The 13589-nt window shown below is 54.9% G+C and carries 13 protein-coding genes; 7 read left to right on the top strand and 6 right to left on the bottom strand.

Annotation, left to right across the window (positions count from 1 at the left end; translation table 11 throughout):
- Positions 1-12: 12 nt before the first annotated feature.
- Entirely contained in the window at positions 13-1461 is a 1449-nt protein-coding gene (locus KTH_RS14665) for an RtcB family protein (RefSeq protein WP_111325970.1), read from the top strand.
- A gap of 48 nt (positions 1462-1509) precedes the next feature.
- Here the strand turns inward: KTH_RS14665 and KTH_RS14660 are convergent, their stop codons facing one another.
- The 3 genes from KTH_RS14660 to KTH_RS14650 all read right to left on the bottom strand — a co-directional run bounded on the left by KTH_RS14660 (position 1510) and on the right by KTH_RS14650 (position 5232).
- On the bottom strand, positions 1510-3558 hold the full coding sequence (locus KTH_RS14660) for a serine/threonine protein kinase (RefSeq protein WP_170142972.1): 2049 nt from the start codon (positions 3556-3558) through the stop codon (positions 1510-1512).
- 155 nt (positions 3559-3713) lie between these two features.
- Positions 3714-4070 carry a hypothetical protein gene (locus KTH_RS14655; protein ID WP_111325968.1) on the bottom strand — a complete coding sequence of 119 codons (357 nt, stop codon included), beginning with the start codon at positions 4068-4070 and terminating at the stop codon, positions 3714-3716.
- Positions 4060-5232 (bottom strand): helix-turn-helix transcriptional regulator, encoded by a 1173-nt coding sequence (locus KTH_RS14650; protein ID WP_111325967.1) that lies wholly within the window; start codon positions 5230-5232, stop codon positions 4060-4062. Before KTH_RS14650 ends, KTH_RS14655 begins: the two co-directional genes overlap by 11 nt.
- 367 nt (positions 5233-5599) lie before the next feature.
- Between KTH_RS14650 and KTH_RS14645 the strand changes: the two genes are divergently transcribed.
- Genes KTH_RS14645 through KTH_RS14635 form a run of 3 tightly spaced genes read left to right on the top strand, consistent with a single transcriptional unit; the run spans position 5600 to position 6385 of the window.
- Complete coding sequence (locus KTH_RS14645) at positions 5600-5923, top strand: hypothetical protein (protein WP_111325966.1); 324 nt, start codon at positions 5600-5602, stop codon at positions 5921-5923.
- Positions 5913-6128 carry a hypothetical protein gene (locus KTH_RS14640; protein WP_111325965.1) on the top strand — a complete coding sequence of 72 codons (216 nt, stop codon included), beginning with the start codon at positions 5913-5915 and terminating at the stop codon, positions 6126-6128. Before KTH_RS14645 ends, KTH_RS14640 begins: the two co-directional genes overlap by 11 nt.
- Before the next feature lie 23 nt (positions 6129-6151).
- The gene (locus KTH_RS14635; protein ID WP_111325964.1) at positions 6152-6385 is read left to right on the top strand and encodes a hypothetical protein; all 234 of its coding nucleotides are present in this window, start codon (positions 6152-6154) and stop codon (positions 6383-6385) included.
- Positions 6386-6471: 86 nt separating this feature from the next.
- On the opposite strand, the gene KTH_RS14630 is transcribed toward KTH_RS14635, so the two are convergent.
- Entirely contained in the window at positions 6472-8214 is a 1743-nt protein-coding gene (locus KTH_RS14630; RefSeq protein ID WP_111325963.1) for an aldehyde dehydrogenase family protein, read from the bottom strand.
- Between the two features lie 162 nt (positions 8215-8376).
- Between KTH_RS14630 and KTH_RS14625 the strand changes: the two genes are divergently transcribed.
- Positions 8377-9195: a carbon-nitrogen hydrolase family protein gene (locus KTH_RS14625; protein WP_170142971.1), complete on the top strand. Its 819-nt coding sequence runs from the start codon at positions 8377-8379 to the stop codon at positions 9193-9195.
- On the opposite strand, the gene KTH_RS14620 is transcribed toward KTH_RS14625, so the two are convergent.
- The gene (locus KTH_RS14620; RefSeq protein WP_111325961.1) at positions 9178-10587 is read right to left on the bottom strand and encodes a glycosyltransferase family protein; all 1410 of its coding nucleotides are present in this window, start codon (positions 10585-10587) and stop codon (positions 9178-9180) included. The two genes, KTH_RS14625 and KTH_RS14620, sit on opposite strands and share 18 nt — an antisense overlap.
- A gap of 200 nt (positions 10588-10787) precedes the next feature.
- Here KTH_RS14620 and KTH_RS14615 point away from each other — a divergent pair, with 200 nt between their 5' ends.
- Both KTH_RS14615 and KTH_RS14610 read left to right on the top strand, forming a co-directional pair.
- Positions 10788-11276 carry a peroxiredoxin gene (locus KTH_RS14615; RefSeq protein WP_111325960.1) on the top strand — a complete coding sequence of 163 codons (489 nt, stop codon included), beginning with the start codon at positions 10788-10790 and terminating at the stop codon, positions 11274-11276.
- Positions 11277-11425: 149 nt separating this feature from the next.
- The gene (locus tag KTH_RS14610) at positions 11426-12226 is read left to right on the top strand and encodes a class I SAM-dependent methyltransferase (protein ID WP_111325959.1); all 801 of its coding nucleotides are present in this window, start codon (positions 11426-11428) and stop codon (positions 12224-12226) included.
- Between the two features lie 66 nt (positions 12227-12292).
- Here KTH_RS14610 and KTH_RS14605 read toward each other — a convergent pair whose 3' ends face one another.
- Positions 12293-13126 carry a TrmH family RNA methyltransferase gene (locus KTH_RS14605; RefSeq protein ID WP_497619636.1) on the bottom strand — a complete coding sequence of 278 codons (834 nt, stop codon included), beginning with the start codon at positions 13124-13126 and terminating at the stop codon, positions 12293-12295.
- Positions 13127-13589 lie beyond the last annotated feature (463 nt).

Here is a 13589-nt window from a genome sequence, read left to right as displayed (position 1 = left end):
AACACAGAACGTATGAATATCCCGTTAGAGCGTGTTGACAAGAATCGCTGGCGCATCCCTCAGAACTACATGAATGGTATGAACGTTCCGGGTATGGTGTATGCCGATGATGTATTGATCGAGCAGATCCGCAATGATAATTCATTGAAGCAGGTCGCAAACGTGGCAACGCTGCCGGGCGTTGTCGGCCACTCGCTGGCGATGCCGGATATCCACTGGGGGTATGGTTTCCCGGTCGGTGGTGTCGCCGCGACCGATATGGAGCAAGGGGTTGTCTCGCCCGGGGGTATCGGTTTTGATATCAATTGCGGTGTGCGTCTGATTGCGACCGAGCTGGTGCGCGATCAGGTCAAGGGGCAGGTTGACAAGCTGGCGGACGAGCTGTTTCGCACGCTGCCCTCTGGCGTCGGCGGTTCCGGGATGCGGAAGCTGGATCAGCACGAGATTCGCGAGGTGATGGTTCAGGGGGCGGCCTGGGCGGTTGCTCAGGGCTACGGTCTTGAAGAGGATCTGGAGGCCACAGAAGAGAACGGGTGCCTGGCGGGCGCAAATCCCGATGCAGTCTCCAAGCAGGCGGTGCAGCGCGGTATGGTGCAGCTTGGTAGCCTGGGAAGCGGCAACCACTTCTGTGAGGTGCAGGTTGTCGATCACATCTATGATTCGGAGGCGGCGAAGGTGCTCGGCATCGGGCAGGTAAATCAGGTCGTGATCACGATTCACTGCGGGAGCCGGGGATTTGGCCACCAGATCGCGGAGGATTATATCAAGCTTGCGCAGCAGAAGCAGCAGGATTGGGGCTTTGAGCTGGTTGACCGTCAGCTTGCCTGCCTGCCGTTGCAGTCTCGCGAGGGCAAGGATTACCTGAGCGCGATGGCCTGCGGTGCTAACTTTGCCTGGGCGAACCGTCAGCTTTTGATGCATGGCGTGCGGCAGGCCTTTGCAAGCGTGTTCGGGCGTCGAGCGCGTCCGAAGGAGATGCCGCTTGTCTACGACGTGTGTCACAATATTGCCAAGATTGAGGAATATGTTGTTGATGGCGAGAAGAAGCGGGTCTGTGTGCACCGTAAGGGCGCTACCCGTGCGTTCCCGCCGCATCATCCAGCGATTCCTGAGAAGTATCGCGCTGTCGGGCAGCCAGTGCTGATCCCGGGCGATATGGGGCGCTACTCGTTCGTGCTGGCGGGCGCTGAGGGCTCGATGGAGCAGAGCTTTGGGTCATGCTGTCATGGAGCTGGCCGCCAGAAGAGCCGCACGGCTGCCAAGAAGGCGATCACGAGCAAGGATCTGATGGCCCAGTTGAGCGCGCGGGGCGTGACGGTGCGCGTGCATAGTAAGGGCCTGCTGTCCGAAGAGGCTCCGCAGGCGTATAAGGATGCGCAGAATGTGGTGAACGTGGTACATGATGCGGGGCTGGCAAAGCTGGTTGCGCGTCTGAAGCCGATTATTGTCGTTAAGGGCTAAACAAAAGAAGAGGGTCAGGGAACAGGCTTCCCTGGCCCTTTTGCTTTTTCAGGATGGGTCGATCAGTCGGGCCGCGATGCTGTAGATGGCAAGCGCGATGAAAGCAAAACCAACATTTTCAAGCAGAATAAGACCGATCTGCGGGAAGATCATTATTTCCTGGGCCTGATAGAGCGTCACACCAAGACTGACCGCGAACAGGATGATAGCGAGCAGGCAGGCTCGAAACGATGAGCCCAGGCTTGGATAGCGGCGCGGCTTGAGCAGGACCGAGAGATCACCGGCGGCTCCTGCCAGCCCATAGTACAGCAGGGGGACCCACCAGTTGGTTGAGACCACCGAGCCATAATTGACCATCACTGCTTGTAGCGCTCCCATGCCGCCGCCAAACAGCGGACTCAGGAAGGCTCCTACGATGCCGACGAAAATACCTGCTCCCGGGCCGAAGGCGGCTCCGAAGAAGAGCGGAATGGCGGCGGCAACCGGGAACGTGTAGCCATAAATGGTGATCTGGAAGCGATGGGCCAGACAGAGCAAAATCAGGCCCACGACCGCGCCCAGGACGCGCCATTTCGCCTTTGCAAGCGGGCCGAGCCACTCGTCAAGACTCTCTTTGGGCTCTTCGGCCTGATGCTGCGGAGATGATGGCTGTCGATAGCCCTGATGGTCGGGAGCCGAAGGCCGCTGTTGGAGCTCTGGCTGTTGGGCCTGGAACGGCTGCTGATGCGGTGTTCCGAACGGCTGTGCTCCGAATTGCTGGTGCATGCCTGGTTGTTGCATGCCGGATTGATGTTGTACTCCGAACGGTTGCTGTGGCGTACCGAATTGCTGCTGTGCTCCCTGCTGAGGAGCGCCGAACGGCTGCTGATACGGCGTCTGATATCCTGGCTGTGCCTGTTGGGTCTGGGTGAAATGGGGCTGTGCTCCGGGATACTGTCCGACATTGAAGCCACGTGCCTGCTGCTGTGGCGTCTGGCCAAATTGTGGTGAAGACGGCGTTTGCTGCTGTGGCGTCTGGCCGAATTGCGGTGAAGACGGCGTTTGTGGCTGCCCCGGCTGCTGAATGAGGGGCTGATGAGTCTGGGCGACGGTCGATGCCGCATGAAACGTAGGCATGGCACGCCCGGAAGGGTTCTGTTGTTCCGGTTGCATGGCCGTTTGTGCGGCTGGAAAGGGCGCTGAAGGGGCGCTGGTTTGTTGGGCGTTCCCTTCGGGCGCAAGCATCGTGATATTGCCCTGTTGCGTTGCGTTTGGTGAGACAAGGCGTGTCTCGTAGGGAGAACGGCCCTGGCTGGCGGCCTCCAGCGCGTTCGCGAAGTCGCGAATATGCTCGAAGCGCTGCTTGGGGTCTTTCTCCAATGCCTTCATGATGACGTTTTCGACGAGAGGCGAGATCTGGGTCAATTTGTCGCGTAGAAGCGGCGGGCGAGCGAACATATGCTGTGTACATAGTTCGGTGAAGGAACCGTTGAAGGGCCGATCGCCGGTGAGCCACTCATAAGCGACAATGGCAAGCGAATACTGATCGCTGGCCGGTCGGGGGTGCCCCTGAATCTGTTCCGGAGACATGTAGGCGACGGTGCCGATCACATCCTGCGTTTTCTGGCTGTGCGAGTTCTGTGCGATCATGGCGATCCCGAAGTCACTCAGCAGGATCTCATCACGCCTGCCAACCAGCATGTTTTCTGGCTTGACGTCGCGGTGAATCAGGCGCTCGTCATGCGCGAACTGAAGGGCGTCGGCAACCTGTTTGACATAGGAAACCACGCTCTGGAGCGGGACGCGTTCGCCCCGAGGATGGCGCTGCCGTAGGGTGCCATTGGCGGCATATTCCATGACCAGATACGGGGTTTCGTCCTCGACGCCGAAATCAAGCACGCGAATGATATTGGGATGAGTCAACCGGGCGATTGTCTGCGCTTCTTTGAGGAAGTTTTGCATATCGTCCGGACTGGAGAGACGGGTTTGCAGAACTTTGATTGCAGCCTGCGATTTGAGATACATGTGTTCGCCCAGATAGACCTGGGCAAACCCGCCCTCGCCTAACAGACGAAGGATGGTATAGTGTCCTAGCTGTTGCCCTGCTCGCTCTGCCATCCTGGCTCCTTTTCTTCTAATTGGCATATTTTATGCTTTGGGTTGTTGTGTTCATTATAGAGAAGGCAGGGTGACACGTCAAACCTTTCGGCCTTGCAGTCCTATCCTCGAATATGATTCCTCTGGCTTTCCAGCATGTATCTATCCGTTGGCCTTTAATTGAGGAGTGAACGGCGTTCCTGCATTTTATCGCGGGCAAGGATGATCCCAACCCGTATCATTTTAGGAAGCGAGTCGAGCAGAAAATGAAGTTGTTCCTCGGTATTCACCAGGAAAAGCTTCTCACTGTCACCGCTTGTATAAGGAATCTGCGGGATAAAAACGAGGTATTGATCCTGTTCTCTCTTCTCCTGCTGTTCAAAGACCTCTATAAGAACCGCCCCATCGCCTTCGATGACCGGAAGGCTCTCTTTTAAGCGATACTGGTTTTGTTCTGTCCACTGCCTCCAGTTTCGTTGGATTTCTTCTGCTCGGGGATCAGGGCGACCATCTTCATATCTCTCAATCATCATACTGCGTTCTCCTGTGCAATAGCATCCTTAACTGCTTCAGGCGTGTCTCTTTCGGCCATTTCTTCGCTGCCTGTGTATATGTCTCACTGATTTCATTGAGACGTAATTCGCTTTGTGTTTTCTCCGCAAACTGCAAAGCTCGCTCAAATGTAAGTGCCATTTCATCCATATCACCTAGCAGGAGCATGGTTTCACATCGACGATTCAGGTATTCACACCATATAAGATCAGAAGCCCCCTTTTCTAACCGATGTTTCTCGATCATCTCAAGAGCAGGCTTGGCCTCTTTGAGACGAAGAAAGATCATCAGTTGATATTTCAGAATCCATTCTCTGCTGAACAATGCATAGGCGCTCGTTGCTTGATCTTTAAGTGATAAAGGAAGTTTTTTCTCTGCAAGCTCAAAGGCTTGTTTCGCTTCATATTCTTGATTGAGACTTGCTTGAGCTTCTGCCATTGTAAAATACAGCCAACTCTGAACTAAAGGTGTTGTATTCTTCAACATAGGGAGAACTTCTTCTTGAACAGAAAGCTGACGAGCAGGCTGTTTCAAGTGATAGTAGGTGTGTGCTTTCCTGATGAGAGAAACAGCCATTAAGTTGTGATCTCCTGAGAGCTTTGCGTACTCATACGCCTTCTGGCTTGATTTGAGCGCACGACCAAAGTTGAGCATTTGATTTGCATACATCCAATCAAGCTGATAGGTTTGTGACGCGATAGCCGCAGAATGTTTATCCTGGACCAGAGAATCCAGCGAGGGAAGAGCAAAAGCAAGAACCAGAGCAATAAGGTCGAGGGAACCGCTATACCCGAGCTGCCAAAGCGCTGGCATTGAATTTTCCAACAGAGTAAGAGGATCATCACCTCCCACCGAGGCTGGTGCAGTTGCCATAACGCCAAAGGATTTCAGCAGTTTTCGTCTTAGCATATCCATCGAAGTAAGCTCCTGGTCATTATCTAAGAACCCCAATTCTTTTGCACTTTTACCGAAGAGAGAGCATAGCTTGAGCTGAAAACGGGAACTTATAGGCTGGCGGCCTGTTTCCCATCTACTAACCGTCTCTTTTGTTGTGCCGATCTGGGCAGCAACATAGCTTTGGGTCCAATCAAGTCGCTCTCTCTCTTCTCGAAGTTTAACATATGGTTTCGACTTATACATCATCTCACCTCAACACATCAACAAACATCAACTTTTCGCAACAAACGCTATTCCTATTTTAGCAGAAAACTGTTTATGCTGTAAAAGCATCACACATTAGGGTGTGAAAGGATTATACAGTTGTATCTCTTAGATGTGTAAAATTTTCCTTTCATAATAGAGGTGCTCCTGATGTGAACTTATGCGATGTAAAGAGGAGAGCACTTCTTAGGCTCGCTTAGAAGCTTAGTTTTCTAAATGTCAACAAGTATAGTGCTCAGAATTGAGCAGGGAGGCAGGAGATGCTATCAGGAAAGACGTGAACAGAAATTTTTACTGCCGAATTGGAAAGTCAGGTATAGCGAATCAATAAAGAAAGGATAGGTATGAGATGCAACAGGAACAACAGACAATCGTCACGCAAGGGCTGCCAGTAGAAGCACTGGCGTTTCTGCGCCATTGTGGCTGTGAGCTGACGTATAGTGAGAAGACAGTGACCATTCAGTATCCTCCACAGACGCAGGTGTCCTTTGAGCGGTACAGGATAAATACCAGGTTTTGCCGGGTCGAGTTCCCGTGTGGCCTTCAGGTGGAAACAGCCTCTGATGTGGCTTCTCCCTTCACACGGGTGCTGATAGATCCGCGCGATCTGCTCGGGTTCCTGCATCACTTCCCGGAGAAAGTGCGAGAGGAGCGAGCGTACAATGAACAGTGAGGTTGCTCGATTACGGGAGCAGATCAAGCGGGAATGCGAGGCCATGAAGCAAGGGCTCAGCGGGGTCGCAATGGTTGCCCGGCATGATTTCATTCAACAGAAATACCTGAGCCTCGAACAGCCCTGGGAGCAGCTTGAACGCCTGGTGGGTGTGGAAGCCGCGACAGAAATTGTGTGTCGGACCTATTTCGAGGTCGTAGGATAAGCAGAAGACAGCGGGAGGGTCGTATGCGTGGACATGCAAACGAGATTGGACCAATTTATGAGAAGTACTACGTGCTGACTCTGACCTCAACGGAACTGGCAACCACGCTGCTGGTCGCTCAGCAACGCATGGCAGAGCTCTCTGCAAAACATCCGGAACAGCTTTCACCAAACGAGCAGATGTTGCTCTATGGCTTGCACTGCTTTATCACAAAGGTCGAACAGATCGTCGAGCAAGAACGGCAGCGGCGATCATAAAAGGGGGCCCACTTTCTTCGCTGAAGGGGGAAGGTGGGCCCTCTGCTGTGGCTTGATTCCCGGCAATGGTCAGGAATCGGTTGTTATCATTTGAGCATGGCGAGCGCGAGACCGGGAATCTTCAGCGGAGATGGATCCCTCTCGAAGTCGGCCAGTCTGGGGAAGAGTGCGCTTGCGGCCTTCGTGCGCGTGGCGAACCAGGGCGGCGTAGGAACGCTGCGGAAGGGCGCTCGCAAGACAGTCTTCTGTGGGCGCGAGAAGAGCAGCGTATTGTGTACGACACCAATGCCCGATTGCACATCGTTGAGGGTGTGGCCCGGGAAGGCGCCCCACGTCGTGACGCCCAGGGTGAAGCTGGTCGCGGCCCAGTAGTTGACGCTCACCGTGCCGTAGCGAAGCCGCTCAATAGCGCGATCGAGGGCCGCGGCAACCTCGGGGTCTCTCAACGAGAGCGGATGAATCAGGATCGTGGCGTTCAGCGTCCCCCAGAGCGTTTCGTTGGCGAACTCGACCGCGCGATCAAGATACTCGACGACCGATGAGGCCGGAAGCGCCGTCTCTGAGCTGAGCGCACAGAATGCCTCGGTCGTAAAGCAGATATCATTCACCTTCGTCGGATAGACATCGGGGATCAGCGTCCAGGGAAGTTGCTGCTCGCTGGCCGAACCAAGCGTCTCGGCGTCGGGATGCGCCTGAAGAAAGCTCTGGAAGCGGTCGCGGGCTCCCGGGTAGAAGGCCGTGCGGGGCGGCACCTTCGCAAACGTGGCTCGTAGCGCCTGCAAGAGCTCCTGACGCTGATTCCAGCCCGCATGCTGAATAATCACACGTGTCGCGTTACAGTTAAAGCCGGCGTTCGTCGTCAGCGAGGTGACAAGATGCTCAGCCTGATAGGCGATATCCGCTGTTGTCCAGGGGCCGGGCACGACGATCACGGGGCTCACATTCCCGAGCTCGCCTGTAATCGGCTTGTGAAGGAGCGGCTGATTCTCGGCCTTGCGTCGCGCACCCTCTTCTCCCGTCCCAAAGACGATCGCCTCAAACGTCTTATCTGAACCCGTAATGTGAATCTCGTCAACGCCCGGATGATTGCATAGATAGGCTCCTTCGGCGGCTCCGCCATAGGTGACGCGCAGAAAGCCACGCTCGATCAGTACCCGGAACCCTTTTTCGATCAGCGGACCGATGTAGGCGTTGACTGGATTCATTTTCAGCACAACAACCTGATCCTCGGCGAAGAGCTTGTAGAGCACATCCGTCGGGGCAATGCTCGAGACGTTCCCGGCTCCCAGAACGAGCGCAACCTTGCCCGGATGCTGCTTCTGCTGATAGATGAGCGCCTGCGTTTCGGGGAGTGCTTCAGCGGAAACGCCCGGCTCCATCCAGATTTCAGCGGTCACGCCGGGGAAGAAAAGGCGATCGTATGTGCTATAAGGAAATACCTGAGCGCTTGTCTGCCCGTTGGGGAGCGTCTGCACCGGGCCGGGAATGTGTGGGCGCCCAAACAGCTCGATATCACGAAGCGACTGCTGAAGCTGCCGCAAGTTTCGCAGCACCGGCCAGGGACCGATAGCCCATTCTTCGCCTTGCAGGTCTGGCGCAAGCGCTTTCGCCTGACAACTGAGATGCACCCAACGCTCGGCAATGGCTGCCATATCAGTCAGCAGCGTCTCTAAGAGCGTGATGCGATCTCGAATGGAGAGCGCAACCCAGACGTCCTTCTGCCGCTGAAGCTCCTTGACGGCGGTGTCCATTTCTTCCTGAGTGGATGGGGGTAACACTCCTGTGATCGTCGGAAAACGAGGTGAACCATGCTGAGTTGATGCAGCCATAGCGTAAAAACCTCCTCATTATTCTCGCGTGCTGGCTGCATACATTATATGCTATGGCGATGAGAAAGCTCAAAGCATGCTCAAAGCGAAATGGCTAGAGGGCTTGCGCACTGCTTCGCTCTTCGACTATGCTGTTGCTATGTTCAGGAGGAGTATACACTGATGGAGATCACATTCGCCGTTGTACAATTTGAAGTCGCACAGTTTCAGCCGGAAGTGAATCTTGAGAAGGCTGAACGCTTCATTCAACAGGCCGTCAACGCCGGGGCACAGATTATCGTTTTCCCCGAAGATTTTGTGACGGGGCCAGTGGTCGGGCGCTTTGAGTACGTTGATCGAGAGGGCCGGTATCGTCGCCATTTTCAGGATCTGGCCTCGCGGTGCCGCATTGATATTGTCCCGGGATCGATCATTGAAGGCGACGAACAGGGCCTCTTTAACACGACCTATTATATTGATCGGGCTGGAGCCATTCGGGGGCGCTATCGCAAGGTGAACCTCTGGCTTCCCGAGCGCTCGTATATCGCTGCCGGAGCTGAGTTCCCGGTCTTCGAGACCGCCTACGGGCGTGTGGGCTTGCAGATTTGTTGGGACCTGAACTTTCCTGAGGGGTTTCGGCAGATGGCGCGTCAGGGTGTTGAGATCGTGATATGCCCGAGTTACTGGTGCTTTGAGGATGCAGGGGTTGGCCTGCGCCATAATCCACAGTCAGAGGTAGAGATGGTAAACGCGCTCTGTGTGGCTCGCGCCTTCGAGAACGAGATTGTGCTTGTGTATGCCAACGCGGCGGGTGAAGTGCAGTGGGAGCATGGGCGTGAACGGTTGATCGGGCAATCACAGATCACGGTGCCCTTTAAAGGGCGGCTCAACGCGCTTGCGCATACCCACGAGGGGATGTTCCTTCAGCGTGTCGATACCGCCCTGTTGCATGATGCAGAGCTGGCCTATGAGATTCGTAAAGATCTACGCGAACGCCTCTAGCCTGTCTTCTTGCGTGACCGGGCTGCGGACCTGCCACCAGTTGAACAGGAAGGCCAGCGTGACAAAGACAACGAAGGCGTTCCTGAGCCCGACCACTTCAAAAAAGCCGGGGATTGTCAGCGGCTGGACGTATTGATGCGGGTCTGCAGTCTGGCTGTACAGGAATATGTAGATATAGGTTGTCAGGACCGAGATCACATTCCAGTGGAAGAGCCAGAATGTGTCAAGCGCGTAGGCGTAGGCGATGAGGGGCAGGACCCAGATCAGGTATTGCGGGCTGAACACTTTGCCTGTGGCAATGAAGACCAGAAGCAGCGCAATAGCGGTCTGGGTCAGGTTCATTTTAGCGCGCCACTGAAGCCAGAGCGCGTAGGCACAGCCTGCCAGCAGCGCCAGAGTGCTCAGATTCGAGATCCCTTTCCCGAGCGGGCTGAGCAGGTTGATCGAGCCAAAATCATAATTGGTGCTGATCGGGAAGCCGAAGAAGTGCGCCAGCCAGAGCAGCGTGCTCCCGCTGGATTCAACCTGCATCGGGCGTTGCAGAAAGTATTGAAGTTGGTCGATGACTGCGCCCTCGAAGTTCAGGGCCGCAAAGATGCCAGTGATTCCAAGCAGCGCGATCAGAAAAAGCAGGCAGTTTTTCCAGCGCCATTGTTTGCAGGTGGTGAGCGTCTGCCAGAGCGTGCGAAGCGTGACGGCTTCTCGGGGCACGGGCAGGTGTCCGCAGGAGCGTTGTTCGGCGATAAAGAGCGCTGGAAGCAGCAAGATCGGGTAGATTTTCAGCAGCGTGCCGAAGGCCAGCGCAAGGTAGGCCAGCGTCCAGCGCTTGCGCTCGGCTGCCAGAATACAGAGAAACGTGAGCAAGGACGGCAAGACGTCGAAACGTACCTGCATGGTGGCGATTGCTCCAAGCAGGACGTAGGAGACGAACGCAATCCAGGAGCCACGTGGGCCGAAGCGTAGCAGCAGCCAGTAGAGCAGCAGGACAACCAGCGACATCAAAAAGGCAAACGCTAATTGGTAGTATGGCAGTGGGGTAACCATTGCCAGTGTAAAGGGAAGCAGCGTTAAGGGTGGGTATTCAAACGGCAGGATGTGGAACGGCGGCTGTGGTGCTGGAAGCTGACTGCGGAGAAACTGGCATTGATCGGCGGGAAGCATTTTCGTTGCGTCACTGCCAAGCCAGAAAGCCAGCGTATAGCACTGGTAGCGGGCCGGATCGCTCGTGGTCAGGAAGATCTGCCACGACGTGCCGATAAACATCGCAATAATCGTGAAAAGAATCGGTATATATGCGGTTATCCCCCGGGTTACCTGCAAGTATTCCGGGAGTTGGAGTGCACTTCGCTTCCCTGTATTTCTTTTATTGAGTACATGTACCTGTTGAGACAAGAGCGAAATTATCCTCCATTGCTCCAGTTTGACATATTTGCATCAGGGGTGCTACAATCGCGGGCGAAACGCTGTCACTCAGCTTTGAGAGTGAGAGCACACAATCTTGAAACGAGCGAAGTTCGGAGAAAGTCACCGCGAAACGCTGAGCCTATTCCTGACTTCTCTCAATGTGAACGAAAGGACGAAAAAACGGTACGATGAATAGCGCAAGCCGCACAGAGACAAAAACGTTAAAGGTGGGCGATCTCGCTCCTGATTTTACTTTACAGACCGAGGCCAAAGAAGATTGGACGCTGAGCAATTTCCGCGGAAAGAAGAATGTCGTTCTGGCCTTCTTCCCCTTTGCATTCAGCAGCGTGTGTTCGGTCCAGATGCCGTCCTATGAGGGCGAGTTGGAAAAGTTCCGCGAGAATGGGGCCGAGGTTGTTGGCATCAGCATGGACAGCACCTTCGCACTGGATGCATGGAAAAAGCTGATCAACACCACTTTCCCGCTGCTTTCAGACTTCTACCCGCAGGGAAAGGTCACCGACCTGTACGGTGTTCGTCATCCGGCTGGAATGGCCGAGCGAGCCGTATTTGTGATCGATAAAGAGGGCGTTATTCGTCATATCGAAGTGACGCATACGCCGGGCGAGCTGCCCGACAAGAATGCACTGCTTGATGCAGTGGACGCCCTGGGCTAGCATCTCTGCCGGGTCGAGCAACCAATCAGGTTCTCGGCCCTTTTTGCTGGCTCTGTGAGAGCGAATTGCGGACATGCGCTGGCATCGAGCAGGGAACGTCGGGAGTTGAGAGGGTTGTGTCATAGCACGATAGAAAGGGTTGTGCCGCTATGGAAGAGGAACAGAGACAGCTACGAGCGAGCTTTAATCAGAAGGCCGAACTCTATGATCAGGCTCGTCCGGGGTATCCTGAGCGCTTGTTTGATGATATGGTTGCGTTTGCGGCTCTTCCAGCGCAAGCAAGCATTCTGGAGATTGGCCCCGGAACCGGACAGGCGACCTTGCCCCTGGCCCGGCGCGGCTATCGTATTCACGCGATTGAGCTCGGTCAGGCACTGGCGGCGGTGGCCCGGCGGAAGCTGGCGGCCTTCCCGAACGTCTCGATTGAAGTGGGCGCGTTTGAAGAAACACCTCTGGCGGGGTCGGCCTATGATCTCGCGCTGGCGGCGACGGCGTTTCACTGGTTGCCGCAGGACCTTGCCTATCGCAAGCTGGCCTATGCGCTCAAGCCCGGGGGAACGCTGGCGCTGTTCTGGCATGTGCATGTGCAGAGCGAGAAGAGCTACGACTTTTTTGAGGCTGTCGATGAGATCTATATGACGCAGACGCCAGAGAAGGCAAAGGCCGGGCTGCGGCTTCCCTGGCCGGAAGAGGTGCCCGCACCAATCAAGGATGAGATCGAACGCAGCGGTTTCTTTACCGGGGTGGAGGTGCGGCGCTATTGTTGGGAGGAGTCCTACAGCGCAGAGAGCTATGTTCGCCTGCTGGATACCTATTCCGATCATCTGGCACTGCCGGAAGCAGCTCGGAAGCGCCTCTATCGTTCTATTGCGAGCTTGATTCGTTCCCGCTTTCATGGGCAGATCACGAAGGGCTATATGGCACAATTATATCTGGCGCGGCGTGCATAAGCCGTCTGGCGCAAGTCGCGTCCTGCACTAAAGAAAAAAAGGAGAGCAAGCCCACGCCCTCCTTTTTCAGTGCGAGGTCTCTTTTTTGCGCCTTTGATTGAAGACCTCGTACAGCATCACGCCAGTTGCAACCGCCAGATTGAGCGAGTCACTTTCACCAACCATCGGGATCTGCACGACTGTATCGCAGAGCGCTTGCAGGCTTTGCGGAAGGCCCTTGCGCTCCTCCCCCATAAGAATGATCGTTGGTGTGTGATAGTGAACGTCCTGATAGTCGGTCGTGGCAGAAGGTGATGTCCCGATGAGCTGGTAATTGTGGCGCTGTTTCCAGCGGCGAAACTTCTCGATAGAGGTGCGTATAAAACGCTGCCGAAAGATTGCCCCCATCGTCGCTCGTACACAGGCCGGATCATAGGGGTCTGTCGCCTCGTCGAGCACGATAACACCGGCTCCCCCGATTGCCTCCGATGTGCGTAAAATGGTCCCCAGATTCCCGGCAGAGCGGACGATTTGCAAGGCGACCCAACAGAGCTCATTGCCGGGGGTCACACGCGTGAGTGACTCCCAACGCTGGCGCACCACTGCCCCGATTCCCTGCGGATCGTCTACGGCGGAGATACCGTTCAGGATTTCGGGGGTTACTTCGAGAACAGGCACCCCGACCCGCTGATAGTGGTGGATAATGCGTTCCGCGTAGGGATGGTCCAGTTGCTGCGGACAAACAACCAGCATATCAACCGGAGCCTGACTTTGAAACGCATTTGCGACGAAACGCAGTCCCTCAACATAATACTGTCCGGTCTGTTCCCGCATCGCGCGATCACGCAGACGGCGAATGCGCTTGATGTCCGGGTGATTATGACTTCCGATGAGATGTGAGTGTTTAATAGTTGCTGTCATGAAGTACGGGGTGATGGGTCACTGAATAGGTGTAGCCGTCTGTCTGCAACAGACAAAAGATACAGATATCCAAAAACCCTGTCATTTTCTTTTATTTGCTTCCCTGAATGCAGTCTGATTGTGCCGCGCCTGCATGCCTCCCTGTGCTGTGATTCACAGACAGAGAAGGAAAGCCTGTATATGATATCACAAATTATATGAAGCCGGGATGCTGCTGTCAATAAAAATCTTTGCGTTCTCGCCCCTGAGTGGCCCGCGTTTCCCGGAGCAGATTGGCAAAACCTTGACAGTCAGATTGCAATAAGTTATATTGTCTATAACAAATAGCAATGGAAACGTCTGGCTTTTTGATTTGATTCTGAAAGGGTGGGTGCGTCTGATTCGGTAAGGGAGGAAAAGCGCGAGTTTCCAGGTACATGCAGCGCTCTTATTTGAAGAGAAGAAGTGAGACGGTGCTTTATGC

The sequence above is a fragment of the Thermosporothrix sp. COM3 genome, assembly GCF_059696735.1.
The sequence above is the reverse complement of the archived record's forward strand: the minus strand, read 5'-3'. Positions and strand labels throughout refer to the sequence as shown.

What these genes read in the sequence shown, in the direction of transcription:
- KTH_RS14665 (WP_111325970.1), top strand. Translation starts at nt 13, where the DNA reads ATGAATATCCCGTTAGAGCGTGTTGACAAGAATCGCTGGCGCATCCCT.
- KTH_RS14660 (WP_170142972.1), bottom strand. Translation starts at nt 3,558, where the DNA reads ATGGCAGAGCGAGCAGGGCAACAGCTAGGACACTATACCATCCTTCGT.
- KTH_RS14655 (WP_111325968.1), bottom strand. Translation starts at nt 4,070, where the DNA reads ATGATGATTGAGAGATATGAAGATGGTCGCCCTGATCCCCGAGCAGAA.
- KTH_RS14650 (WP_111325967.1), bottom strand. Translation starts at nt 5,232, where the DNA reads ATGATGTATAAGTCGAAACCATATGTTAAACTTCGAGAAGAGAGAGAG.
- KTH_RS14645 (WP_111325966.1), top strand. Translation starts at nt 5,600, where the DNA reads ATGCAACAGGAACAACAGACAATCGTCACGCAAGGGCTGCCAGTAGAA.
- KTH_RS14640 (WP_111325965.1), top strand. Translation starts at nt 5,913, where the DNA reads ATGAACAGTGAGGTTGCTCGATTACGGGAGCAGATCAAGCGGGAATGC.
- KTH_RS14635 (WP_111325964.1), top strand. Translation starts at nt 6,152, where the DNA reads ATGCGTGGACATGCAAACGAGATTGGACCAATTTATGAGAAGTACTAC.
- KTH_RS14630 (WP_111325963.1), bottom strand. Translation starts at nt 8,214, where the DNA reads ATGGCTGCATCAACTCAGCATGGTTCACCTCGTTTTCCGACGATCACA.
- KTH_RS14625 (WP_170142971.1), top strand. Translation starts at nt 8,377, where the DNA reads ATGGAGATCACATTCGCCGTTGTACAATTTGAAGTCGCACAGTTTCAG.
- KTH_RS14615 (WP_111325960.1), top strand. Translation starts at nt 10,788, where the DNA reads ATGAATAGCGCAAGCCGCACAGAGACAAAAACGTTAAAGGTGGGCGAT.
- KTH_RS14610 (WP_111325959.1), top strand. Translation starts at nt 11,426, where the DNA reads ATGGAAGAGGAACAGAGACAGCTACGAGCGAGCTTTAATCAGAAGGCC.
- KTH_RS14605 (WP_497619636.1), bottom strand. Translation starts at nt 13,126, where the DNA reads ATGACAGCAACTATTAAACACTCACATCTCATCGGAAGTCATAATCAC.